The 22,995-nt window shown below is 67.5% G+C and carries 21 protein-coding genes; 13 read left to right on the top strand and 8 right to left on the bottom strand.

Features of this window, described 5'->3' with window-relative positions:
* The first annotated feature begins 67 nt into the window (after window positions 1-67).
* Window positions 68-1,969, top strand: a complete 1,902-nt coding sequence (locus tag ACYBSK_RS36605; RefSeq protein WP_460244667.1) for a propionyl-CoA synthetase — start codon at window positions 68-70, stop codon at window positions 1,967-1,969.
* Here the strand turns inward: ACYBSK_RS36605 and ACYBSK_RS36600 are convergent.
* Window positions 1,946-2,656 (bottom strand): sensor domain-containing protein, encoded by a 711-nt coding sequence (locus tag ACYBSK_RS36600; RefSeq protein WP_460244666.1) that lies wholly within the window; start codon window positions 2,654-2,656, stop codon window positions 1,946-1,948. The two genes, ACYBSK_RS36605 and ACYBSK_RS36600, sit on opposite strands and share 24 nt — an antisense overlap.
* Before the next feature lie 405 nt (window positions 2,657-3,061).
* Window positions 3,062-4,018, bottom strand: a complete 957-nt coding sequence (locus ACYBSK_RS36595; RefSeq protein WP_460244665.1) for a recombination directionality factor — start codon at window positions 4,016-4,018, stop codon at window positions 3,062-3,064.
* Window positions 4,019-4,656: 638 nt separating this feature from the next.
* On the opposite strand from ACYBSK_RS36595, the gene ACYBSK_RS36590 reads away from it, so the two are divergent.
* Window positions 4,657-5,646, top strand: coding sequence for a hypothetical protein (locus ACYBSK_RS36590; RefSeq protein ID WP_460244664.1), 990 nt, complete (start codon window positions 4,657-4,659; stop codon window positions 5,644-5,646).
* Between the two features lie 82 nt (window positions 5,647-5,728).
* Here the strand turns inward: ACYBSK_RS36590 and ACYBSK_RS36585 are convergent, their stop codons facing one another.
* Both ACYBSK_RS36585 and ACYBSK_RS36580 read right to left on the bottom strand, forming a co-directional pair.
* A complete protein-coding gene (locus tag ACYBSK_RS36585) occupies window positions 5,729-6,211 on the bottom strand; it encodes an NUDIX domain-containing protein (RefSeq protein WP_460244663.1) in 483 nt (160 codons plus the stop codon).
* 9 nt (window positions 6,212-6,220) lie between these two features.
* A complete protein-coding gene (locus tag ACYBSK_RS36580) occupies window positions 6,221-7,444 on the bottom strand; it encodes a helix-turn-helix domain-containing protein (protein ID WP_460244662.1) in 1,224 nt (407 codons plus the stop codon).
* A 189-nt stretch (window positions 7,445-7,633) separates the two neighbouring features.
* Between ACYBSK_RS36580 and ACYBSK_RS36575 the strand changes: the two genes are divergently transcribed.
* The 7 genes from ACYBSK_RS36575 (at window position 7,634) to ACYBSK_RS36545 (ending at window position 14,822) form a co-directional block, all read left to right on the top strand.
* Window positions 7,634-8,524 (top strand): aminoglycoside phosphotransferase family protein, encoded by an 891-nt coding sequence (locus tag ACYBSK_RS36575; RefSeq protein WP_460244661.1) that lies wholly within the window; start codon window positions 7,634-7,636, stop codon window positions 8,522-8,524.
* An 89-nt stretch (window positions 8,525-8,613) separates the two neighbouring features.
* Window positions 8,614-9,864 (top strand): methionine adenosyltransferase, encoded by a 1,251-nt coding sequence (locus tag ACYBSK_RS36570; protein WP_460244660.1) that lies wholly within the window; start codon window positions 8,614-8,616, stop codon window positions 9,862-9,864.
* Window positions 9,865-9,941: 77 nt separating this feature from the next.
* Complete coding sequence (locus tag ACYBSK_RS36565; protein WP_460244659.1) at window positions 9,942-10,790, top strand: aminoglycoside phosphotransferase family protein; 849 nt, start codon at window positions 9,942-9,944, stop codon at window positions 10,788-10,790.
* On the top strand, window positions 10,787-11,497 hold the full coding sequence (locus ACYBSK_RS36560) for a histidine phosphatase family protein (RefSeq protein WP_460244658.1): 711 nt from the start codon (window positions 10,787-10,789) through the stop codon (window positions 11,495-11,497). The genes ACYBSK_RS36565 and ACYBSK_RS36560 overlap by 4 nt, the downstream gene beginning before the upstream one ends.
* Window positions 11,490-12,782, top strand: coding sequence for a serine--tRNA ligase (gene serS / locus ACYBSK_RS36555; protein ID WP_460244657.1), 1,293 nt, complete (start codon window positions 11,490-11,492; stop codon window positions 12,780-12,782). The genes ACYBSK_RS36560 and serS overlap by 8 nt, the downstream gene beginning before the upstream one ends.
* 1 nt (window position 12,783) lies before the next feature.
* Window positions 12,784-13,806, top strand: a complete 1,023-nt coding sequence (locus ACYBSK_RS36550) for a glycosyltransferase family protein (protein ID WP_460244656.1) — start codon at window positions 12,784-12,786, stop codon at window positions 13,804-13,806.
* A gap of 71 nt (window positions 13,807-13,877) precedes the next feature.
* Entirely contained in the window at window positions 13,878-14,822 is a 945-nt protein-coding gene (locus ACYBSK_RS36545) for a hypothetical protein (RefSeq protein ID WP_460244655.1), read from the top strand.
* A gap of 239 nt (window positions 14,823-15,061) precedes the next feature.
* Here ACYBSK_RS36545 and ACYBSK_RS36540 read toward each other — a convergent pair whose 3' ends face one another.
* Entirely contained in the window at window positions 15,062-17,458 is a 2,397-nt protein-coding gene (locus tag ACYBSK_RS36540; protein WP_460244654.1) for a helix-turn-helix domain-containing protein, read from the bottom strand.
* A gap of 118 nt (window positions 17,459-17,576) precedes the next feature.
* On the opposite strand from ACYBSK_RS36540, the gene ACYBSK_RS36535 reads away from it, so the two are divergent.
* The 4 genes from ACYBSK_RS36535 (at window position 17,577) to ACYBSK_RS36520 (ending at window position 20,267) form a co-directional block, all read left to right on the top strand.
* Entirely contained in the window at window positions 17,577-17,774 is a 198-nt protein-coding gene (locus ACYBSK_RS36535; protein ID WP_460244653.1) for a hypothetical protein, read from the top strand.
* Window positions 17,775-18,285: 511 nt separating this feature from the next.
* Window positions 18,286-18,972, top strand: a complete 687-nt coding sequence (locus ACYBSK_RS36530; protein ID WP_460244652.1) for an SPDY domain-containing protein — start codon at window positions 18,286-18,288, stop codon at window positions 18,970-18,972.
* An 88-nt stretch (window positions 18,973-19,060) separates the two neighbouring features.
* The gene (locus tag ACYBSK_RS36525; RefSeq protein ID WP_460244651.1) at window positions 19,061-19,486 is read left to right on the top strand and encodes a hypothetical protein; all 426 of its coding nucleotides are present in this window, start codon (window positions 19,061-19,063) and stop codon (window positions 19,484-19,486) included.
* A 97-nt stretch (window positions 19,487-19,583) separates the two neighbouring features.
* Window positions 19,584-20,267, top strand: coding sequence for a hypothetical protein (locus ACYBSK_RS36520; RefSeq protein ID WP_460244650.1), 684 nt, complete (start codon window positions 19,584-19,586; stop codon window positions 20,265-20,267).
* Between the two features lie 91 nt (window positions 20,268-20,358).
* Here the strand turns inward: ACYBSK_RS36520 and ACYBSK_RS36515 are convergent, their stop codons facing one another.
* From ACYBSK_RS36515 to ACYBSK_RS36505, 3 genes are all read right to left on the bottom strand, one after another.
* Window positions 20,359-20,781 carry a hypothetical protein gene (locus ACYBSK_RS36515; RefSeq protein WP_460244649.1) on the bottom strand — a complete coding sequence of 141 codons (423 nt, stop codon included), beginning with the start codon at window positions 20,779-20,781 and terminating at the stop codon, window positions 20,359-20,361.
* A gap of 157 nt (window positions 20,782-20,938) precedes the next feature.
* Complete coding sequence (locus ACYBSK_RS36510) at window positions 20,939-21,352, bottom strand: hypothetical protein (protein ID WP_460244648.1); 414 nt, start codon at window positions 21,350-21,352, stop codon at window positions 20,939-20,941.
* 198 nt (window positions 21,353-21,550) lie between these two features.
* Entirely contained in the window at window positions 21,551-22,852 is a 1,302-nt protein-coding gene (locus ACYBSK_RS36505; RefSeq protein WP_460244647.1) for a GNAT family N-acetyltransferase, read from the bottom strand.
* Between the last annotated feature and the right edge of the window lie 143 nt (window positions 22,853-22,995).

The following is a 22,995-nucleotide window of genomic DNA, read 5'->3' as shown; positions in this document are numbered from 1 at the left end:
TCCCGTCGCCACGGGAGCCTTGTGGACGGGGCTCCCCGGGTCGGGTTCTGCGCAAAGGAGTGCGGGCATGCCGTCGTACGAGGAAGTCTTCCGAGCGAGCACCGAGGACCCCGAGGGCTTCTGGCTCGCGGCGGCCCGCGCGATCGACTGGGACACGCCTCCGACCAGGGCGCTCGACTCCTCCCGCGCGCCCTTCCACCGCTGGTTCCCCGACGGCGCGCTCAACGTCTGCCACAACGCCCTCGACCGTCACGTCGAGGCGGGCCGCGGCGCCCAGCCCGCACTCGTGTACGACTCACCGGTGACGGACACCAAGCGCACGTACACGTACGCGGAGTTGACCGACGACGTCGCCCTCTTCGCCGGAGTGCTGACCGGTCTGGGCGTGACCCGCGGCGACCGGGTCGTCATCTACATGCCGATGGTCCCGGAGGCCGTCGTCGCGATGCTCGCCTGCGCCCGGATCGGCGCGGTGCACTCCGTCGTCTTCGGCGGCTTCGCGGCGAACGAGCTGGCGGTGCGGATCGACGAAGCGGCACCCAAGGTCGTCGTATCGGCGTCCTGCGGGATCGAGGGCGCCCGGGTCGTCCCGTACAAGCCGCTGCTGGACCGGGCCGTGGAGCTGGCGCGGCACGCGCCGGACGCCTGTGTGGTCCTGCAACGCCCGCAGGGGCCGGGCGAGTTGATCGCCGGGCGGGACGTGGACTGGGCGGCGGCGATGCGCGACGCCCGTCCCGCTCCGTGCGTGTCCGTCGCGGCCACCGACCCGCTCTACATCCTCTACACGTCCGGAACGACCGGAAAACCCAAGGGAGTCGTCCGCGACAGCGGCGGCTACGCGGTGGCGCTGCGCTGGTCCATGGAGGCCGTCTACGACGTGGGCCCCGGTGAGACCATGTTCACCGCGTCCGACGTGGGCTGGGTCGTCGGCCACTCGTACATCGTCTACGCACCGCTGCTCGCGGGCGCCACGACCGTCCTCTACGAGGGGAAACCGGTCGGCACCCCGGACGCGGGCCAGTTCTGGCGGGTGGCGGCCGAGTACGGCGTGAAGACGCTGTTCACGGCGCCGACGGCGTTCCGCGCGATCAAGAAGGTGGACCCGGAAGGGCGCTTCACGCGCGCGTACGACCTGAGCGGCCTCACGTACCTCTTCCTCGCGGGGGAGCGACTCGACCCGGAGACGTACCACTGGGCGAGCGACCTGCTCGGCATCCCGGTGGTCGACCACTGGTGGCAGACGGAGACGGGCTGGCCGATCGTGGCGAACCCGATGGGCATCGAGGCCACGCCGGTGAAGGCGGGCTCCCCGACGTACCCGCTGCCGGGCTGGGACGTCCGGGTCGTGAACGGCGACGGCAAACAGGTGCCGCCCGGCGAGGACGGCGCCATCGTGGTCCGCCTCCCGATGCCGCCCGGTGCGCTGCCCACCCTCTGGAACGACGACGCGCGCTTCGTCTCCTCGTACCTCTCGGCCTTCGACGGCTACTACCTGACCGGCGACGGCGGACACGTGGACGAGGACGGCTACGTGTTCGTGATGGGGCGCACGGACGACGTCATCAACGTCGCGGGCCACCGCCTGTCGACGGGCGGCATGGAGGAGGTCCTCGCCGCGCACCCCGACGTCGCCGAGTGCGCGGTCATCGGGGTGGCGGACTCCCTCAAGGGCCAGGTCCCGCGCGGTTTCGTGGTCCTGAAGGCGGGCGTGGAGTCGGACCCCGCGGTGGTCGAGGCGGAACTCGTCCAGCTCGTACGGGACCGGATCGGGGCGGTCGCCTCCCTGAAGGACGTCGCCGTGGTGGCGGCACTGCCCAAGACCCGCTCCGGGAAGATCCTCCGCAGGACCATGCGCGGCATCGCCGACGGCCTGGACGAACCAGTGCCGTCGACGGTCGACGACGTGACGGTCCTGGACGCGCTGCGCCCGGTCCTCACGCGGGGGTCAGCGGGCCGCGCCGAGCAGTGAGCGGATCGCGACACGGTCGAGGTTCGTGAGCCCGCGCACCAGCAGCGGCGTCAGGAACACGAACACGAACCCGATGGCCGAGACCGCCGCGATCTGGGCGGGCGACTCCACGTAGTACGCGTGGTGCACGCCGGCGTCGGTCGTGAAGTCGTAGAGCCGGTAGCCGGGCCAGTCCAGGTAGCGGTGGAACACCCAGGAGTAGGTGGGGAAGAGCGCGACCACCCAGCCGGTGACCAGGAAGGTCACGGACAGGACGAAGGTCAGCACCCGCCACGGGAACATCACCGTGTGGAAGAGCAGCGCCTTCCACCCGGCGGCGTCGGCGAGCCGCCCGCGCAGCCCGGCGGCGGGCGCGGCGGGCGCGGCGGGCGCCGCCACGTCGAGCCCGAGCAGGCTCCGCGCCCGCCCCCGCTCGGCCGCCCCGAGCCCGCGCGCCCCGCCCAGAGCCGCCGCGAGGACCGGCAGCCCGACCCACACGACGAGCGTGCTCACCCCCAGGGCGAACATCGTCACGGCGAAGACGAACCCGGCGATCGCGACGGGCAGCGACGTCAGCGTGTGCCCGATCTCGCGCCAGGTGACACCGGAGAACGGGGCGCGCCAGAACCCCGGCCGCGCGAACGAGGGGTCCGGGAGGCGCGTCGGAGTCGAAGTGGTGCTCGGGCGGGACAGCGTGGTCGAGGTCATGCCCCAAGCCTCCCGATCCGGCGCCGCCGGGGACATGGGGCTGCGGGGTGTCTTGGGGGTGGGGTTTTCCCCAGGTCACTCCACAACGCGCCGCGGACAAGGAGCGGACAGCGACACGAACAATGCGTCGGACAATGCCGCGGACAACGACAAAGGCCCGGACCGATTGCTCGGTCCGGGCCTTGTGCCTGCGGAGGATACGAGATTCGAACTCGTGAGGGGTTGCCCCCAACACGCTTTCCAAATGTTCGTCTGGGCGTCCGGTGGGGGTCGTGGGTGTCCTGACCTGCGGTGAAGCATTCAGGCCAGCCTCGTCCGAACGGTCCTGAACAGAGGCGAATGAGACCAGGACTGAGACCAGTCGGCCCCGGCTTCCGGTGGTCCCAGAGAGACGCTCGGAGCTCGTCAAGCGAGTGGTGAATCCGGGCCTTGGAGAGCTTGCTCTGCGATGGCGGCGATGCGTCCGACATGCTCTTGCAGCCGGGCAAGGTCCGCGGCCTGCCGTCGTTGTGCCAACACCTCGGACAGGGCGGCCATGACGGTCTCCTGATGGTCGCTGGTGCCCAGCACTTGGGCAGCACGGTGGAGCAGAGAGGTATCCACGGCGACCGAGCAGGCAGTCTCGTGCACAGTCGTTGCGGCGGGCTCTGGGGCCCGGCGGGCCTCGCGGCGGCGTGCGGAGGGTGCCGGAGCTGGCGGCGGTTCAGCCGTCGGCGGGGCTTCAGGTGCAACGGTGCTGGGGCTGCCGAGCACCGTGACCACCGGCTTTCGATAGCAGACACGTTCTCCTGCCTTGGTCGTGAAGACGACCAGCTCCATGGTGAGGTCGCAGACGGCCGGGCCGTCGACACGTTCCAACGCGTCCGTCAGGTCGGAGAGCTGCGAGGCCAGCTGCCACGAGCTCGTCGTGAAGTGGAACTCGCCAAGCATGCACGCCCCTGCGATCCGAAAGGTGAGGTCGGTGGAGGGCATTGGGCCGCGGCCGCTCCTGGCGGCCAGTCTCTTGTCCTCAATCAGTGGTGGGCATCCGCAGGACTGGCCCTTCTTCTCTGCCGGTGACAGCAACTGCGAGCCGTCACACTCGTGGATGATCTCTTTGCTGCTCCGGAGGACCATGCGAGCGGCCACTGCGGCAGGCCCGTCCATAATGACGCGCACGCTGTCACTGCTCGTCAGAACCTCATAGGCAAGGCCGCTCCCTCCTCCGTTCGTTTGAGGTTCGCCGCCCAGGAAGCCGGCGATGCGCGCGGCGACATCGGCATCGTCGGTGGTGACGCGCCAGGCATCTAGGGCTTGGGGCCGCCCTTCGGATAAGCGCCCCTGGTGAAAGCGTCCAGCTCGGGCAGTCGTGCACTTCGTCATTAGGGACCCCCTGGTAGACCGGGCAGCAGCTTTTGGGTGAACGAGATGACTACCTGGAAGAGAGACCCGGCCTGCACGTCTCACGATGTTGCGGCCGGTCGGGCCATCCGGGCTTGGCCATTGGACTGTTCGGATCGTTGCCGTCGTGGACCGTAATACCGGTCCCGCCGAGCGCCTACAGCAGAATCGGTGACGTTCCCGCATTCTGCTGCCCAAGCGTCTCTACAACCGGACGGACAGCGCCGCTCCCTGCGCTCGCAACCACGCTCGCAGGGCTCCCTTGTGCGTACGACGGCAGCAGTGCCGACCGTCTGCGGTGGTGGGATGGAATATCGCCTCCGTTGGCACAGCGGCCGACCATTCGCCAGTTCGCCGGGGCGGACAGGGAAGAACCTGGAAGGGGCTGGTGCGCGGCCGCGAATGTTGGATCATCCCTGTGCGCGTGGTGTGCTGAGGCGTTCCGGCACGGGCTCCTAGTCGCAGAGTTGTGCCACCACACTCCCTCGAAGGGTCCTCTGCAGCTCCGTCCTATCGTGCCCAAATGAGCGGGGGCACGGACTGCCTGTTTCGGAGCCCGGTGCGCTGCCCGCAGGAAAATCCCTTGTCTGCGGGGACGGCCGTACCGTCACCATGGGCGCATGAGGTTGATCCTGGACAACAACGTGTGGTCCTACGTGGGAATTGAGGGCAGCAAGACTGAGCTTGAATCTCTCGCCCGCAGCCGTCAGTTGTCTGTACGGACGCCGCCGGCCACGCTGCTTGAGGTCCTACGAACCAGAGATGCGGAGAAGCGGGACCGCATCATCAACGCGATGACATCGCGTTACTGGGTGCGACTCCGTACCGAAGTCGACGTTGAGTGCGAGGAGTTCGTCGCGGAGGCGCGCCGCCTGCGCCCCAAGTGGGTGCGTCAGTTGCCCCTACCTGGTAAGCCCGCTGCCCTGAGGGAGTTCTGGACGCGCGGGATCTGGCGGCAGGCGGCACAGGACAGCGCTCCGCTCGCGGCCCGCCAGCCGCATGTCACGGACACAGCCGAGGGCCAGGTCTTCGACGTCATGAAGCGGAACAGCCTTGCGATGCGTGAGGCAGGTCGGCACACGAACGACCTGGCCAAGATGACTCTCACGGCGGCAGAGGAGGCTCCGGACTCCTATCTCGCCGGCTGGCAGCGCGGAACTTCCGTCGCAGGATGGCGAGTAGAGGGGCGTGACGTATTCAGGCACTCTCTGGGTCGGCAGGACCTCATGACATTGGCGGGGCTCGATACGACGTTCGGCGACTGGCTTGCGCCGTATCTGCACCTCGACCGGGTGATGCGTGACCCAGAGGACTTCACTCGTTTCTGGCTGGAGGACGTCGACGAAGCACGGATGCCGCGCAACTGGCTTCGGTGGGTCTCGGGCATCGCGCTGCTCGAGCACAAGGTCACCACAAGCACGGGCCGAGACAACCAGTTGGCCTGCTACCTGCCGGACTGCGACATCTTCCTCTCCGAGGATCGACGGTTTGTCCGCGCCCTGCAGCGGGTGAAGGAGACGTCACCGATCTCTCTGCCGGAGATCCGCTGGGTTGACATCGAGGCGAGCGGTGGCCGCGCTGTTGACGTGATCGCGGCCGAGCTGGCCTGAAGTTCTATCTGGGGCGTGGGGAAGGTCGAGAGCGTTCCAACCTGCGGGGAGCAGTAGGCGTATGGCCTTGGCGGGACGACGTCTACGAGCTGACGTCTGGAGACTCCCCGTGCTCCAGGTAGCAGGTCAGGCCGTCAGCGTGGGCTCTGATACCAGCGGTGATGCGGCGAACGAGCCGCGGGATGGTGAGCTCGGCGAGCTCGTCTGCGTGATGGAAGTCGTAGCTGCGGAGCTCGTCGACTTGCAGTGTGATCTGGCCGAGGAGGTCCGGGCTTAGGCGGCCGCCGTCGAAGAGGTAGAGGACCTTGTCGCCCTCGCCGGGGTTCGGTGCCCAGTCCACGACGAGCAGGGGGCCGATGGGCGGCTTGATGCCCAGTTCCTCGTGGACTTCGCGGACGCAGGCTTGCCTCGGTGATTCGCCTTGCTCGACGTATCCGCCGGGGATCTCGCGGTAGTCCTTGTACGACGGTTCGACGAGCAGCACTCGACCGGCATCGTCGAAGAAGAGGGCGCCGGCTGCCATGCGCGGGTGGGCCATCTTTGCTTCGTGCTCGTTCTCGCTCACGGGTGGACTCTAACCGCCGGCGATGATGCGGAGCCTTCGGGCCAGGTCGGCTACGGGCTGGGACGGTCGGCCTCGGGTTCCGCGGATCCAGCCGATGACCAGTTCGCGGCTGAGGTAGTGGTGGCGTACCTGTTCAGGCGCGATCCGCTCGGCGTCGAGCAGGGCGTCCAAGGCGTCGTCTGTTCGGTTCCAGGAGCTGAGCGCTCGGGCGACTTCGAGGCTGTGTCGTACGCGCCGCTCTACTGGCAGGCCGCTGGTGTCGATGCGGGGGCCGAGGTCGGCGGCTACTTGGATGTCCCCGAGTTCTCCGGCGGTCGCCACGCAGTGGATGGCCACGTTGGTGGGGCCGAAGGCGGTCCACAGGTGGTTGGCGTCGGCGCCTAGCCGTTGGGCGGTTTCGTCGGCTTCCCTGAGGAAGCTCTGTGTCGTTGCCCTGTCTTCTGCTCGCGCGGCGGCCATGGCCCCGGCGAGGAAGAGCGTGCCGTATACGGAGAGGTGTTCGTCGTCTGCGTGGACCAGTTCCGGCTGCATGGTGGCTGCCGCGTTGTTCACCAGTTGGATCGCCGGGGCGAAGCGTCCGGTGGCCAGGAGGCAGTGCGTGACTGCCCGGAAGAGTGAGCCCAACACCGCGCTCTGGCCGCTGAGTTGTGCGGCTGCCAGACCTCGGTCAGCGGCGATCCAGGCCAGCTCCGTCTCGCCGACCTTGCCCAGCACCATGGCCGCACCTTGATAGGTCAGGGCGAGCAGGGCATGGGCCTCCTCCCTGTCGTGCCCCGAGTAAGCGCGGGATGCGGCGAGGGCATCCGCCAGGACGAGGGGGAGGCGCCGGGTGGCAAAGCCGTAACGCGATGCCTGGTAGGCGTCGAGGACTTCCTCCACGTGGGTGCGTAGATCCGGAAGGGTGGGTGGCTCCTCGTCGGGAGGAGAGCCGAGCAGAGGTGTGAGCTGCTGGTAGTCCATGAGCGCGTCCCGCAGCACGGGGACCGTGCGGCGGCCGCTGTCACTCGACCACTCCAGGAGCGTGGGCTCGGCGAGCAGGTCCCCGAGCGAGACGTCGAGAGCCTCGGCGAGTGAGGTGATCACCGAGAGGCGGTCGAGCTCGATCCGATTGTTTTCCGCTTTGCTCAGCCAGTCCGTGGTGCGGCCGACAAGGCCGGCCAGGACCTCTTGGGAGAGTCCGCGCCGCCGCCGGTACCAGGCCACGCGTTCGCCGATGGTCAGGTTTTCTGTCATCCCTCGCATGTCCTGAGCATCACCTCGTGGCCGGAATCGACCCCGGAAGGTTTTTCCGGGGTGCTGCGGGGCGCCGCGCCTACTGTCGCAGCAGACCGAGAAAGCCGCAGGGCCTTGGGGCCAACTCCTGCTGGTTCAGCTTGTTTTGGCGATCATTTCTGCTTCTCGAATGGGATGGAGGTGTGGAGGGTGCGCAATACGAAGATGACGGAGCCGTGGGTCGATCAAGGGCTCGGTCCGTTCGGCGTGGCAGTCCTCAAGCCGTACTCCAGAACGCGGTTCGCCCTGGACGGCAGCGCCGTGCTGAAGGTCTACGTCGGCATCGACCCCGAGGGCCGGTGCCAGCGTGAGGCCGCCACGGTCCAGCGTGCTGCCCTGCGCGGCATCTCGGTTCCGACCGTCCGGGCGACGGGCGTCGGCGAGGCCGGATCCTGGACGGTGTTCCGGGCGGTGGATGGGACGCCGTGCTCGGCCTTCACCCGCAAGACGATCGAGGATTACATCGGTCACGTCGTGGCTGTGAGCGGCATGCTTCACAGGCCCGCCGGCTCCACTCCCGGCCCCGGTTGGGAGATGCGGAGTGGCAGCCCTGTCCCGGCGAGCCAGTTCCTGCTGGATCAGTTCTCCGCGCGCTGCCGGTGGCTGCCCTGGTGGGCGACGCTGGGAGAGGTCCTCCAGCCGGTCGACGCGCACCCAGTCGTTTACCTGCATGGCGATTTCAAGCCTGAGCACCTTCTCGTCGACGGCGAGCGCCTGCACGTTGTCGACTGGGAGGCGAGCGCCTGTGGCCCAGCCGTTCTCGACTACACCGACGTCGTCTTCCACCTCGTACGTGACCTGGTGTACGAGGGCGTAGCGCCCGCGCGTATTCCGGTCGATCTTGTGACCCGGCTGCCATTCAGCGGACCGGTACTCGCCTGGCGCCTACTCCTCTGGCTCGATCGCCGGCGGACCCAGGACATCGACCTCGTGACCATTCAGGACGTCGTCCGACTTGCTGCTGAGGAACAAGCCGCCTCTGCGTACAGGGCGCTCGCAGAGATCGTTGCGCAACTCCGTGCTGTCGGAGTTCCTCGCTAGATCCCTATCGCACCGCACCACACCGCTCGTCCAGGCGTGCTGACGCCTGCGCTCATCCTCTTCTGTCCACCCTTGAACGGGAGTTCGTGATGCCTCGTACGAGCACGACCATCGACAAAAGCCACCTCGTCATCGACACCGGCATGACCCGACCGGACGCCACAACCATCGTGGAACGCAAGGGCCTTGGCCACCCTGACACCCTGGCCGACCATCTTGCCGAGCGCCTGTCCCGCTCCTACAGCCAGTACACCGTCAGGAACTTCGGAGCTGTGCTGCACCACAACTTCGACAAGCTCGCCCTCCTCGGTGGGGCCAGTGAGGTCCGCTACGGAGCCGGCCGCATGACGTCGCCGGTGCGGGTCCTGGTCAACGGACGTGCAGCGCCCCTGTGCGGCGGCGAGCGCATCCCCGTCGAGGACATCGTGGAGGCGGAGGTACGGGCGTTCTTCGCCGAGAGGTTGCCCGAGGTCTCGGACCACCTCGACATCGTCTTCAACATCACCAGCAATTCCAGCCCGGGCGCCGTTCTCACTGGCGACGGGGTTCCCGACCGCACGCGTTGGTTCGCTCCCCGCTCGGTCGAGGACCTCCGCGAGCGAAGGGTGCGGCTCTCCAACGACACGTCTCTCGGCACCGGTTGGGCACCGGAGAACGGCTTCGAGTCCTTCGTGCGCGAGCTGGTGAACCACTTCTCCGGGGAGAGCGAGTTCACGCTTGCCCGTGCCTGGTGCGGCTCGGACGTGAAGCTCATGGGCTACTGGGACGGCGACCAGGCGGACATCGTGCTGTGCGTCCCGCAGAAGTCGCGCCACGTGGGCAACCGAGCCGAGTACGTCCGTAACGCCGAGGACGTTCTGGCCGAGTGCCACCGTCTCGCAGCCCTTCGCCTGCCCGGAGCGGAGGCGCGCTTCCGGCTGAACGCCCGCGACGTACCGGAGAAGGACGAGCTGTACCTGACGTACACCGGCAGCTCGATCGAATCGGGTGACGAGGGCGTCGTGGGGCGCGGTAACCGAGTCAACGGGCTGATCACGCCGCTGCGGCCGATGAACCTGGAGGGTGCCAATGGCAAGAACCCCGTCTACCACGTCGGCAAGCTGTACAACGTCGCCGCGCAGCGGCTCGCCAACCGCCTCCACGAGGCAACCGGCGAACATGCGGAAGTGCACCTGGTCAGCACGACCGGGCAGCGGCTCGACCAGCCGTGGCGTGTCCTCGTCCGCCTGTCCTCTCCCGACGCCGAGGTGGACAAGGTGCAGGCCCTGGTCGTCGAGGCTCTCGGCGAGTTCCCGGCCCTGACGGACGAGCTCGTTTCCGACGGGATCGTGATGAGCTGATGGTGGTGCGGACGCTCGGAGAGGTTCCCGCAGGATGTCGGCAGCGATTACTCGCGCACTATGGGGCTGACGCCCAGGTGTGGCTCGATGCGGCACCCGGCCTGCTGGAGCAGGCTGCCGAACGCTGGAAGCTGTCCCTCGGCGATTATCACGACGTCGGCCACGCCTCGGTGATCGCGACCGCCGTCGCCCTCGACGGGCGTCCGCTGCTCCTCAAGGCGTGGACCGACCCCGCCCGGTATGCACACGAAGTCGGCGCACTGCAGTTGTGGGCCGACGGACCGACGGCTGACGTGGTCGAGGCCGCGGACGATCTGGCCGTGGCCGCGCTGGAGCTAGTGGGCGGCCGACCCGGCGGTGCTGCACGCCCGAAGCGCGAGACACAGATGGTGGCGGTCGCACTCCACGGGCTGCATGCCCTCGGCCGGCGCCGGGCCGGCCCCAGAAGATTCCCGCTGCTCGCCGACCACCTCCGCACGGACATGCTGCCGCGGATCGAGCAACGAGCTCGGGAAGTCGACCTCGGCGCTCGACGCCTGCTCGTCGAGGCCGTCCTCTCGACACTCGCCGGGCTGGAGGAGGACGCAAGCAGGACGACAGTTCTTCACGCGGACCTGTACCGGGAGAACGTGCCGTTCGACGGGCGCGGGCACCCGCGCCTGCTCGATCCGCTGCCCATGCTGGGCGACGAGGTCTTCGACTGGGCCTTCTGGACCGTCTACTACGACCTCGGGCACAGCACCGAGAGACGGCTGGCCACCGCCGCCCGAGTCTCCCGGCTCCCGATCCCCGTACTCGCACCGTGGTGCAGAGCGCTCGCTCTCGACGGGCTCCTTTACTACCTGGAGACGGGCGACCGGCGAGCACCGCAGATGGCGGAGGTGCTTGCCGCCCTTTCCGCCTCGACCCCAAGGAGGGACTCGTGACCACCTACGTCCTCCGCCACGGACAGACGGACTACAGCAGGCGGTACCTCGTCAACGGCGACCCGTCCAAGCCCGTCCACCTGACCGATGAAGGCCGACAGTCGCTGAACCGCGGCTGGTCCACCCTCCCCCTCCACACAGTGAGCACGTGGCTGACCAGCGAATTCCCGCGCGCTCAGCAGACAGCCTCTCTGCTGATGGGAGTGCCGTTGGAGGAACTGGTCGTCGACCCCCGACTGAACGAGCTTGATTACGGGGAATTCGAAGGACGTCCGTTCCTGGATTACGCGGCCTGGCTCGACGACGCGGGACCTGACGAGCGGCCTGCGGGCGCCACCGAATCCCAGCGCGACGGCATCCGGAGGATGCTCACGGGGCTGCTCGACGTCCTGAAGCATCCCGGCCCCCGCGTCCTCGTCGGCCACGGCCTCTTGGCCTCCGTGCTCCTCTGGCACCAGATCCGGTCTCCGACGGAGGTCATGCCGCTCTTCTTCCCAGAGGCGCCGTACGTCGAGCCGATTGCCATACCCGACGACGAGCTGCCCGACTGGGTCACGACGCTGCTGAGCGATCTCGCCACTGACGTTCCCGGAGGTCGTGCCGAGCGCGGTGGCGCGGACATATTCCGGATCGGAGAGGGCTCGGCGGTTGCTACCGTCGATTCCGTATCCCACCCGCCGGATCAAAAGGATCTTCCTCATGCATGATGCCCGCGCCCTGATTGAAATGGGTGCCGAAGCGGTTCGTCGGCTCGCTCGTCGCGGTTACTCTCTGGACCTGTCCGAGCTGGAGTCGCTCCAGTCTCGTCGCAACCAGAACATCCGCTCGGCCGACGAGCTGCGGGCAGAGTCCAAGCGGGTGGCGAGCGAGGTCCAGCAGACGGCCAAGCAGGGCGGCGACATCTCCAAGCTGAAGGAGCGCGCCCGTGAGCTGAAGGAACAGATCCGGGACATCGAGTCCGGACAGGTGCAGGTCGAGGTGCAGCTCCGCGACCTCCTCCTCAGCATCCCGAACCTGCCTGATGACTCGGCCCCGGACGGCGACTCCGAGGAGTTCGCGGTCGAGATCCGCAAGGTCGGTACCCCGCCGGCCTTCGCATTCGAGCCGAAGGACCACGTCGACCTCGGCGAGGCCACCGGCATCCTCGACTTCGCCCGCGCCACCAAGTTGTCCGGTTCGCGCTTCGCGGTGTCCCGCGGTGCCGGCGCCGCCCTGGAGCGCGCTCTGGCCACGCTCTTCCTCGACATTCACACGCGCCGCCACGGCTACGTCGAGCACGGGGTCCCCTACCTGGTGACCCGAAAGACGATGACCGGCACCGGCCAGCTGCCGAAGTTCGAGGAGGACTTGTTCAAGACCGGCGCAGCCGATCGCGACCTGTTCCTCATCCCGACGGCCGAGGTCCCGCTGACCAACCTCTACGCCGACGAGATCATCCCGCCCGCCGAGCTGCCCCTGGCCCTCACGGCCCACACCCCGTGCTTCCGCTCCGAGGCGGGCTCGTACGGACGTGACACCCGCGGCCTGATCCGCCAGCACCAGTTCGCCAAGGTCGAGATGGTCAAGATCGTCGACCCGGACACGGCGGACGCCGAGCTGGAGACGATGGTCGGCCATGCCGAGGCATGCCTGAAGGAACTCGGCCTCGCCTACCGCGTCGTCAAGCTGGCCGCCGGTGACACCGGCTTCTCTGCCCAGCTCACGTACGACATCGAGGTCTGGATCCCGAGCCAGAACACGTACCGCGAGATCTCCTCGGTCTCCAACTTCGGCACCTTCCAGGCCCGCCGGGCCAACATTCGCACCCGCGGCGAGGACGGCAAGCCCAAGCTCGTCGCCACCCTCAACGGCTCCGGCCTGCCCGTCGGCCGCACCCTGGCCGCGCTCCTTGAACAGTGCCAGCAGCAGGACGGCTCCCTGGTCCTGCCCGAATCCCTCGTCCCGTACCTCGGCTTCCGCCGGATCTCGGCGGACGGAACACCGGAGGCATAACGTGCTCGTCGGCGTCTGCGACTTCCCTGGTAGCTACGCCTTTCCACCCGCCGGTTATGGCGGGATCGAACGATGGCTGTGGGCGGTCGCCGTAGGCGCCCGAACCACAGGCGCCGACGTACACCTCCTCGGGCCGGGCTGGCTCACTGACCTGGAGCACGACTGGGTCCGCAAGCCGGTCCGCCTGGAGGACATCACCGCCGGATCGCTCGCCGAGCGCGAGCTGCGCGCCACGGGCTACGACCTCTTGGTCGTCGGGCACGAATATCCGTCCCTGCCGGCGTGGACTCGCACATGGAACGAGCTGAACTGCGACGTCGCCACGTTCCAGCACTCACCCGTCTTCCAGCATGGCGATGAAGCCTTCGACGGCAGCCGGTCACGGCTCTACTGCTACTCGCCCGAGATGGTCGAGCGGTACGCGCAGCACCAGCCGATCCCGGAACTCGCAGTTCACCTCGGCCTGGACGAAGAAGAACCGCCAGCTGTTCCCGGCAGAGATCTCGTGTGGCTCGGCCGCATCGACGAGGAGAAGGCGCCGCACATTGCCGTCCGCGCCGCCCAGATCCTCGGCCGCCGGATACAGGTAGTCGGTCCGGTCTTCGACGAGGCGTACGTACGACGCCACGAACGGCTCTTCAGTGCGGACCACGTGAAATGGGTCGGCGAACTCGGCGGCCCTGCCAAGACTGCCGCCATCCGGGACGGATCCGTCTTCGTCTACACCTACGCCCGTACGTACGTGGAGGCCGGCGCAGCCGTCTTCGGAGAGTCTCTCCGCGCTGGCACCCCCATGGCCGCCCTCACCTGGCGCGAAGGGACCTGCGCTGAGGCGGCCCTCTGTGACCGGACCGGTGTGATCACAGTGGCCGATCCCGCCGAGGACGACGAGACGGCGGCGAAGCGTCTCGCCCTCGCGATTGAGCAGGCCGAGGACCTCAACCACACCGAAGTCCAAGAGATCGGGTTACGCCGCTTCGACCCGGCCCGCCACTTTGCGGCGATGGCGTTGCGGTCATGCTGAGTACGCCTGCAGCACCCGTGTTCGGAGCACTACCCCAGTCGGAGACCCGTCTACCCGAGGTCCTCCGCCAAGTGCTCGGCTCCCAATGGGAGTTCACGCTCTCCTCCGAGCGGATCGCGATCGAGCACATGCGCAGGGGATCCCCGTACTGTCCACCTCGCCGGGCACCCTCGTGGGAGGAGCTACTGCTGGGGCTCAAGGCGGGCTTCGCGGCCCAGGATGTCCCGCAGGTCTCCTGCCTGCCCATCCGGTGGGGCCGCGAGACCGAATTGACGATCTCGGCCGTCCAAGCCCTCGACCCCCTCCTCAAGGACAGGCGACCGGTCACCTACCGCAGCGGCTTCCTACCCCAGCCAGTCGTCCGTTTCACCGGGCAACGTGATGCATCGGGCAATCTCCGGGCAGGGTTTCTGACCTCGTTCGTCAACGTCTCCCGTGTCCAGCCGATTCAGCGTGTGGACGAGTACGGGGAGATCTTGGACGGCTGGATCAGTGTGCTGTCGTGCCTGGGCTTTCACGCACGCCACATCAGCATCAGCGGCAAGCTGACAACATGGCGCCGCCGCCAAGTCGCAGGCATTACCCTGCGTTTCAACCATCTCGATCTGTCCCTCGGCGACATCGTCCTCCTATGGAACGTCGATGACCCCTCGTGCATGGCTGTAGACCTCGGCACCGGGCTGGAACGACTGGCGTGGGCGCGGACGCGGAGGAACTGGACGGACCTCGTCTTCGGCAGATTCGCGCACATGGCGTCGCCGCAGACTCTGGATGCCGTCCGCACCGCCACGCTCCTCCTCGCCCACGGCATCCGCCCCGCAGCGCGAGGAGCCGGCGGGATCACTCGCCGGGTGATCGGAACGATCGAACCCGAATCGGCGAGGCTGGGCGTCAGCTCTCTGGTTCGCGCCTCGTACCGCTACTGGCGGTTGTTCGGCGAGCCGAATGCTCCATGGCCTGCGGTGGCCACGGCGATCGAGGCGGAACTGGATCTGAAGGAGGACCTGGCAGGCTGAGCCCGCTCATGGGGGTAAATCTGTCCAGATAGGATCTCGCGGCTCGTATCATCGAGCGCAGCCCTGGCCAGCGCGTTTCTGGGCTGTTTTGGCCTGTGTCGGCGTGCCCGAGTCTCAAGCCGTGGGCATTTCCTTGCGGTTGTCTTTTGCCGCCATCCGTCTGCCCAGTCCCGATACTGTTCGTCGGACGGTTCGTCGGCTGGCGCCCCATGCAGGCTGCCAACCAGTGTCGGGATCGGTCACCACAGTTCTGGGTCAGGGGCGTCGACATCGTCAGCGTCCGAAAGGACCTCCTGGAGCACGGCGTTGGCCTGAGGATGCTCAGAGTCGCTGCGGCCCCCGATGCCGAGGACGATCCGGGCGAGGCCCGCGTCGATCGCTTTGCGGGCAAGGGGCCCGGCATGAGCGCTGTCCTGCCGAAGCCGCCGGAAGAGCAACTCTCGAAGCGGCTGCACTGTTCCGTGGTCGACCGCAGTGAAGGCGTGCTCATCAGCCTGGGCGTGATCGCCTGCGTCCTCGGCGACCAGCATCGGCACGCGGGTCCACCCTGCCTCGACACCTTCCTTGTGGATCCGCATGGCCTCCACGTCGTCACCTTCCTGAAGATGAAGGCGGGCAAGATCGCCGTAGTCGTCGATCAGCCCGGCGTCGACGGCCTTTTGGAAGTAGACCTTGGCGTTGCTCAGGTCACCCGCCGCCTCATAGCGGTAGGCAAGCCGGGAGTACGCGTAGATGTCGCCGATTGCCGCGATGCGTTCGGTCCATTCGGTGGCTTCCTTGAAATGCCTGTCTTCGGCCAGCAGGAACACCAGGCTCTGCATGGCGTCCGGATCGCCGGCTTCGGCGCCCAGCCGGTAGAAGCGCTCGGCGTCAGCCCGGCGTCCGTCCTCCTCATGCCGCTGACCAATGCGGTTGTAGGCGTCCACGAACCCCCTCTCGGCCAGCTCGTCCCAGATAGCAGCGGAGGCCTCTCGGCCTTCAGTGCCCTCCAAAATGCGCGCCCTTTCCTCTTTGACCAGGAAGTCCGGCCAGCCCTCAAGGGCGCTGGCGTCACCAAGGCCGAAGGCCTGGCGGTAAAGGACTTCAGCGCCGTCCCCGTCGCCGGCTTCTCCCTGCTGCTGCCTCGCCAGGCGGAACAGGGCACGCGTGCTGCCGTTTTCGGCGGCACGATGAAACAGGTGGTGGGCCCATTGGAGGCGGTGACGGTCTTCAGCGGCCTTAGCGAGGTTGGTTAGGTCGTCGGGGTGGGTGAGGTGGGTGTGGGCGGCATGCCAGAAGGACGCGGGAGGGCAGAGCCGTCTACGAACCAGGCGGCCATGCTGTTCGAGGTAGTCGGCCAGACGGAACACCGCACCCGGACCTATCGCTGTGCCTGCGGTGCTTTTGGCCGGAGCGGGCGGGCGCCGGGGAGGCCGGGGGGCGGCGTGGCGGAGGGGGGCTTGTTTGCCGTGGACAGGCTGGGCGAGTTCGGCGAAGGCGCGCTCGGTCCAGTCGTCGGTGAGCTGGTCGTAGTCAGTGTCGGTGAGGTAGTCGATCGAGGCGTTGGTCAAGAAGGTCTGAGGGAGGTGGAGGCTGACGCCGAGGCGGCGTGCGTCGATCGCGGCGTCCAGGAGCGCTCGGGCGGGAGGGGTGGCCTGCTGATAGCGGCGCAAGAGTTCCGGAGCCCCGGCCAGGTCCTGGGCCACTCGTCCGTCACCGGCCCGGGCGAGGGCGTCGGCGAGGAGAAGGTCGCCGGCTTCGGCCAGCGCGGTTGCGGCGGCCAGCGCAGCGGCGTCGAAGCTGTCGGGGACGGCCAGGGTCCGCCCGGCGAGGAGTTCCCGGACCCGGCTGTACGGGTCAGGCTCGCCTGGTATGGGCAGGGCGGTGTACAGGTGGGCGTATTCGGGCCAGAGCGTGCCTAGTACGAGCACCGGGCCTGGGCCAGTGTCGGTGAGGAGCCGGTGCACCGCGGCGGTGATCTGCTCGCCGACATTGGAGTCGCCGAGGTAGTGCTGGGCCTCGTTTAGCCACACCACTGTCCGAGGCCCGACATGGTGCAGCTCCTTGAGTACTGCTTGTGTGCGGGTTGGGTCGAACGGGTGCCACAGCCGCCACCCCTGCGATGCGAGCGGTTGAACGGCCTCCCAGCACGCCCTTGTCTTCCCAGTTGAGGAGCCGCCGACCAGCACGACCATTCCACTTCGCCCGGCCGCCGCATTCTGCACTACGGTGCCCAGTAACCGGTCATGCTCTCTGGGCACGTACCCGGGCAGCACTCGGCCCGCCAATACACCGGCATCCGCGGGGGTTCTGCTGGGCCCCGCAGGGTGCACCTCCAGATCGTGCGGCTCCCACGCCCTAATCGGCCTGCCCGGCTCCCGACCCGCGCAACTGTCCGCCCCCGGTACCTCGGTCGCGAGCCGCTGCCACTCAAGCAGCTCGTTCACGGGCAGTTGCAGCACACGGGCCAGCGCGGCCACGGTCTGCGCGGACGGAACATCCCCCCGGGGCGATAGCGCCGCCGACACTGTCGTGCGCCCCAGTTCCGCCCGGGTGGCGAGCTGCGTCTTGTTCATCCCAGCCGCAGCCAGTGCGTCGGCCAGGCGACTACGCAGCTTGGCCCGAGCCAAGACCCGGCCATCCAAGTCCTCCTGCACGCCTTGCCCCCCTGGTGGTGTGTTCGCCAGTGTTCATCTTCGTCCTGGCGAACCATGGCGCACGCCGATTCCGCGACTTTCGATCACGTCAACCCACCACCGTCATCGGGAGCTTGCCGTGACTATCGCTGACCTTCTCCTCACCACCGCACTCGTCACCATCGTCGCCCTGCTGACCGCAGCCGCTGCGGCCAAACTTGCTCGGCTCGACGGCGCCACCTACCCCACGGCTCTCACCCGCGCCGCCACCGCCTTTGCCGCCGTCATCACCCTCGCCACCACAGTGACCGCGGCCATCACCACCCTCCTCACTTGAGACCCGCCACTTCCTGGACGATTCGTCAGCGGACGATCGCTATGGAGTCGCAGACCTCAGCAGATCGACGGACGCTGTTGCCCACGGGAGACTCTCGGCGATTTCGCCGCCTGGTAGCCACCGGCTGACTGTCACAGCGAGGCGGTCCATGGAGCTACCCCCAACCCGAGGAACGGCCTCCGAAGCCGTTTGGGGAACCAGGGACGAGCGCCCATCGGCCGCTGTCACGCGAGTGGGTTGCCGGTACTAGACAGCGGGTCTCACTGCGACTGCACAAGCGCAGTCGCAGTGCAGGCAGCCCCAAGACTGTGCAGCGAAATACGAGATCCCACAGTCCACCTTTTCGGCAGTTCGCCTGGGGCAGACAGGAAAGAGCGCGGAATGACTGGTGGGCCGTAGCAGAGCATGTCAACGTACAACACCCTGCTGGAAGAACCCCCTTGAACCCGCGGAGGTGCCCCTGCACTCACATCACCCCGATGTCCCCTTCAACTGCGACTCGACGGACTCGTTGTACTGGGTCACTCCGCGTCATCTGGCCGGTGACGACGGTGCTCTGGCCGAGCGGGTCGGTGACGCCCTGGCCGATCTCGACTGGCGTATGTGGCTGACCGCGCACGACACCCTGCTGTATGTCAGCCCGGACGGGCTGCGCGGCGCTGAGTGGACTCTCGCCCCGTACCCGTTCGAGCTGGGCGGTCTGCCCGTGGCCTGGCAGGTGAGTGCCCGCTCTCGTGTCGACTCCGTGATGGTGGAGTGGAATGCCTACTTCACCATCGGAGTGCCCTACGAGGCGCTCACGGACTTTCTACTTGCGCTCGATGCCCGCTCCGCGCCTGACGTGGGCTTTGACGGGCCCGACGTCGTGCTCGCGGAGTTGGGTGCGCGCGGTTGGTTCCGTGACGCGGACCGTCCGCATGCCGCCGCCTTCGATCCTGGATTCACCGGCAGTATCTCGTTGGAGTTGCTGCCGCCGCTCGTTCAGGACGCCGATCCGCGCCCTGATCAATTGGGCTGGCAGGCATGGGCCGAGCTGGAATTCGGCGGCCCGTATTTGTGGTGCGCGAGCTTCAGTTCCAGCGTTCCGCACGACCTCGTGGCGGTGTTCGCCTCGTCAGTGGCCGCGCCAGGCCCCGTGCCCCGCCACACGCTTCCTGCTGGCGCCGAGGACCGACTCAGGATCCTCCGCCGCGGCTAGCCGTCCTTCATCCGAGGCCCGGTCGGCCTGGAGCCGGCGGCCTTTGAGCGGCCTCTTTGTACGTGTCAGCCGATAGAGAGGGAGAACCGTGTTCCGACGCCGTTCCCGGATCGACCGGGAGTTCCGTGAAATCCAGCGCGCCGGCCAGGCGATGCTGGCCGCAGCCGCCGAGTGGCCGAAGCCGGAAGCACCCGCGCCGGCTGAGGCGCGAGCCGAGCCGGCCGACTTCCTGCCGCCGGAGTTCCGGGCCCCATGCCGCCAAGACGTGGCGGGGTTCATGATGCGCTGGGACCCGCCGCTCGTCATCGATGGCGAGGTCCACGCGTGCCACTGCGGCGCCTACAGGAACTGGATCGTCTTCAACATGCGCGATGACTCGGTGTGGCTGCGCTGCCCGGCTGGTCACGAGGCGCAGGAGCCGCGTCTGGATACGGCTTGGTACAACCGCAACTCCGGTCCGATCGACCGCTTCCATCCCACCCTGGAAGACGGCCTGCGCCACCTTGGCCGCTGACGGCGCGAAACCCCTTCCCCTGTCCCTGCGTTCGTCGGCACTCGGAGGGCCGACCCCTGGTCAGACCGTCCGTCTCGCACAACCAAGGGGTTTTCGCATGCGCCGCTCCACTACGACGGCCTTCGGCCTCGGTGCCGTCTTCACCGTTCTCTCCCTGACCGGTTGCTCCGGCCACGCCGAGCCCACCGGGGCCTCCGTGCAACACGGCGGCAGCGTCTCCTCGGGATCCGCGCCGCTGTCCTCGGCCCAGCTGAAGCAGCTGCTGCTGAACGAGAGCGATCTGGGCGAGGGCTACACCCGCAAGCCCGAGACGCCGCGCCGAAACGACGACGTCACCGTCATTGGTTGCCCGGCTCTGGACAAGCTCGGCGGTGACGCCGCCACCGGCTCCGGCCTCGGCTTCACCCGCAAGGCGAAGGCGTCCTTCTCCTACTCCTACGCCGGCCGCAGCGGCTCCGAGGTCAGCGAGGAGGTGTACAGCGACAGCCCGGCGAAGCTGTCCACGGGCATCACGAAGATTGTCGACGCGATGCTTTCTTGCCCCTCGTATCAGGTGGCGTCGGGCGGCACGGTCATCGACGTGGGCACCGAGAAGTCGGCCGCCCCGGACATCGGCGACGAGCGGTGGAGTCAGCTGCTCACCTTCTCTGTCGGCGGGCAGCGCAGCGTTGTCAGACAGACGGCGATCCGCATCAGCAACATTCTGGTGATCGTCTCCGGTTCGCCGGGCCTCGTGGATGTTCACTCGGCGCAGGCCGTGCGAAAGGTAAGCGCGCGGTGATCCCCGGTACGTGAAGGGGGCCTGCGGTCAGGAAGCTTCCTGACCGCAGGCCCCCTTCTTCATGTCAGGGTCCGGGTGGTGCGGTCCCTCGTCAGAAGGTGTAGGGCGTGAACGGACGGAGTGGTTCGTTCACAGCGGCGAGTCGTCGATTGAGCTCGGCTACTTCGGCCTTATTCATGAGCTTGACGGCGTTTCCGAGGGTCTTCTTGTGCAGCTGCTCCCAGAACGGGGCCAGGAAGTTGTCCAGGGCTGCGGGGGCATCGGCCTTCGTCTGGAGGTAGTCGTGGTAGCGAGCGAACTGCTCGCGTGCCTCCTCCATATCGGTGCGGGTGGCGGTGAACGCCGTGTCCTGTTCCTGCTGGGTGAAGGGGCGTCCGTCGCGGTGAGACCAGGTGCCGGTGTCGGGCCGCTTCTGGAAGTCCGCGTCGCACAGCAGGGCGACGATCTGGGGGCGGGATTCGGTGGTGGGAATGGAGGATGCTCCTTGAAGTGAATTGACGTGATCGGAATGCAATGGGCCCGCTGCGTCCCCGGCTTCGGTTACCGGGAGGCGCCTAGTTGCTGCTCCGGCTGCTCATGTCAGTCTTTGGCTGAGCAGAGCAGCTTGGGATGCGCCTCGACATCGGCGTTCTGGCCTGCGGGACTGGACGCCTCGTCGACGCTGCTGGGTGTTAGAAGGCGGACCGGACGGGTGTGAGGGCCGGGCCGTCCACGGCATGGAGTAGCCGCTCGAGTTCTGCTTGTTCGGCGTCCGTCATGTCCTGCACGATCGTGCCGAGGTGCTTGTTGATGAGCCGCTCTACGAACGGATCGAGGAAGCGGTTCAGGTCCCTCTGGGCCTTGGTCTGCGCGCGCCTGTACTCCAGGTAGCGCGCGCGGTGCCCCACGTCCTCTGTTTCTCCGGGCTGGGTGATCAGGTCGACAGCGGCCTGCTCTTCCTGGGTGAAGGGGTGTCCGTCGTGGTGAGACCAGGTGTTGGTGTCGGGCCGTCGCGTGAAGTCTGTGTCGCAGAGCAGGGAGATGGCACGGCGGCACTGTTCGGCGGTGGGGATGTGAGTGCTCCTTACGGGGGCGGCTGGGAGCATCAAGGATCCGGAGAATCGCCGGTTTCGGTAACCGGCGATCGTCGGCTATGTTGCGCCCGCTTAGGCGGGGAGATCACTACTCACCGGGACCGGCCAGAGCGGGAGGACGGGGTCGTGTACACGGTGTGTGTCACGGTTCCCGCCTGCAGGGCAGGGCGGTAGCGGCCGACGGGACCGACCTCACACCCGATCCTCTGTTCAACTGACCCAGATGCCTTTGGGTGAGATCCGTCGGGCGAGGCGTCGGCCCGCGTCACTGACCGGAGTTGACCAGGAAACGTCGGCCACCTGGCATCCGAAATCATCGGCGAGCGCGTGAACGAGCGTGGCCCCAACTCCACGGCTGCGGTAGATGTCTGCGACCCAGATCAGGATGATCCTCGGACGCAGGGTGACGTCCTCGTCGCCGTACCGCGAACCGTCGACCAAGTCCCAACGGCGATGCTCAGCGGTGTCGTGTGCTGCCAGATAGCCGATGACGTGCCCGTTCACCTTCAGCAGGTAGGCGCGCACGTTGTCCGACGTCTCTTCGGGCTCGCCAAGATGAGTCCACGAGTTGAAGTCGTAGTGTTCTTCCTTCTGCGGCATCCGCCCCACCCGGTTGGCCAGCCTGCGCCACGAGATGGGGGACTGCGCCGTCACGATGGCCAGATCGCTGTGCCAATCAAGGTTTTTGGGCGTCCTGATGCCGAAGGTCCACGCTGTGTGGTGGGCGGTGTGCTCGTTACCGCCGTCCACCAGATCTTGCAGGGTCATCCCGCAGGGGCAGGAGGAAGCGGCCGGTGTCGTCACCTCACGGAACGCGACGCGTATCGCCCCGTAGCTGAGTTCTTGGTTTTGGCCGCCTACCCAGGGGCGCATGGGTGCACCGTCCGGCTCCTCATACTCGGACCAACGGTCCCTCCAGCCCGGATAGTGCTGGGGGTCCTCCTCTCGTAGCTGCTTCTCGACGGGTGACAGCGTGGGCCGGATCCATACGCTGCCCGCTGTGGCCCGCCCGTTGAGGCGGACTCCCTGCTGCTTGGCCTTGCCCCGCAAGAACCTCAGGAACACGCGGGGCGGCGGGTCGAAGTCGACGCCACGAACCAGCTCCCGCTCGCCGGGAGCCAGCCAGTCGTTGACGGGCAGAGCCATCTCGTCAGCGAGCGTCTGGAAGATGCCGTAGTCGTTATTGAGCTCGGCGACGCGCAGCGCCTCAACCGTGGCTTCGACATGCCGGAAGGGAACGAACAAGGTGATCCATTCCGGGCCGTTGGTCCACGAGAAGGTGTCCGAGCTGCCGTCGTACCGGATGCGGTCGATGCCCGCTCTGCGGGCCGCGTCGACGGCTTCGGTGTAGGCAGCGGGCAGTTCGACGGCGTTTCCCTGCCGCCGTGTGACGTGGGCGTACCCGTCGCGGTCGAGCCGGACAGTGGCGTACCAGCGGTAGGGCCGGACAAGGATCTTCCGAGAGCGCCAGTCGTACGGGGGAGGGTCGAGGTAGACGGTTCGCTCAGTCATGCGCTCCGCTCCGGAAGGCTGAGGACATCGGTCAGGGGGCGTCCTACAGCGTGCCGTGTGGATGGAGTGGCTCGGGCGTGATTGCCGATCTTCGCTCCTTCCTGCTGCGGGCTCGGAGATGGCCCGGACTTCGAGAGGCATGA

The sequence above is a fragment of the Streptomyces sp. BYX5S genome, assembly GCF_054724165.1.
Note: the sequence above shows the minus strand (reverse complement) of the source record. Positions and strands in the feature narration are given on the sequence as shown.

Coding starts and splice junctions, on each gene's coding strand:
- ACYBSK_RS36600 (WP_460244666.1), bottom strand. CDS start 2,656: ATGACCTCGACCACGCTGTCCCGCCCGAGCACCACTTCGACTCCGACG.
- ACYBSK_RS36595 (WP_460244665.1), bottom strand. CDS start 4,018: ATGACGAAGTGCACGACTGCCCGAGCTGGACGCTTTCACCAGGGGCGC.
- serS (WP_460244657.1), top strand. CDS start 11,490: ATGCATGATGCCCGCGCCCTGATTGAAATGGGTGCCGAAGCGGTTCGT.
- ACYBSK_RS36590 (WP_460244664.1), top strand. CDS start 4,657: ATGAGGTTGATCCTGGACAACAACGTGTGGTCCTACGTGGGAATTGAG.
- ACYBSK_RS36520 (WP_460244650.1), top strand. CDS start 19,584: ATGCGCCGCTCCACTACGACGGCCTTCGGCCTCGGTGCCGTCTTCACC.
- ACYBSK_RS36570 (WP_460244660.1), top strand. CDS start 8,614: ATGCCTCGTACGAGCACGACCATCGACAAAAGCCACCTCGTCATCGAC.
- ACYBSK_RS36580 (WP_460244662.1), bottom strand. CDS start 7,444: ATGACAGAAAACCTGACCATCGGCGAACGCGTGGCCTGGTACCGGCGG.
- ACYBSK_RS36605 (WP_460244667.1), top strand. CDS start 68: ATGCCGTCGTACGAGGAAGTCTTCCGAGCGAGCACCGAGGACCCCGAG.
- ACYBSK_RS36510 (WP_460244648.1), bottom strand. CDS start 21,352: ATGCTCCCAGCCGCCCCCGTAAGGAGCACTCACATCCCCACCGCCGAA.
- ACYBSK_RS36505 (WP_460244647.1), bottom strand. CDS start 22,852: ATGACTGAGCGAACCGTCTACCTCGACCCTCCCCCGTACGACTGGCGC.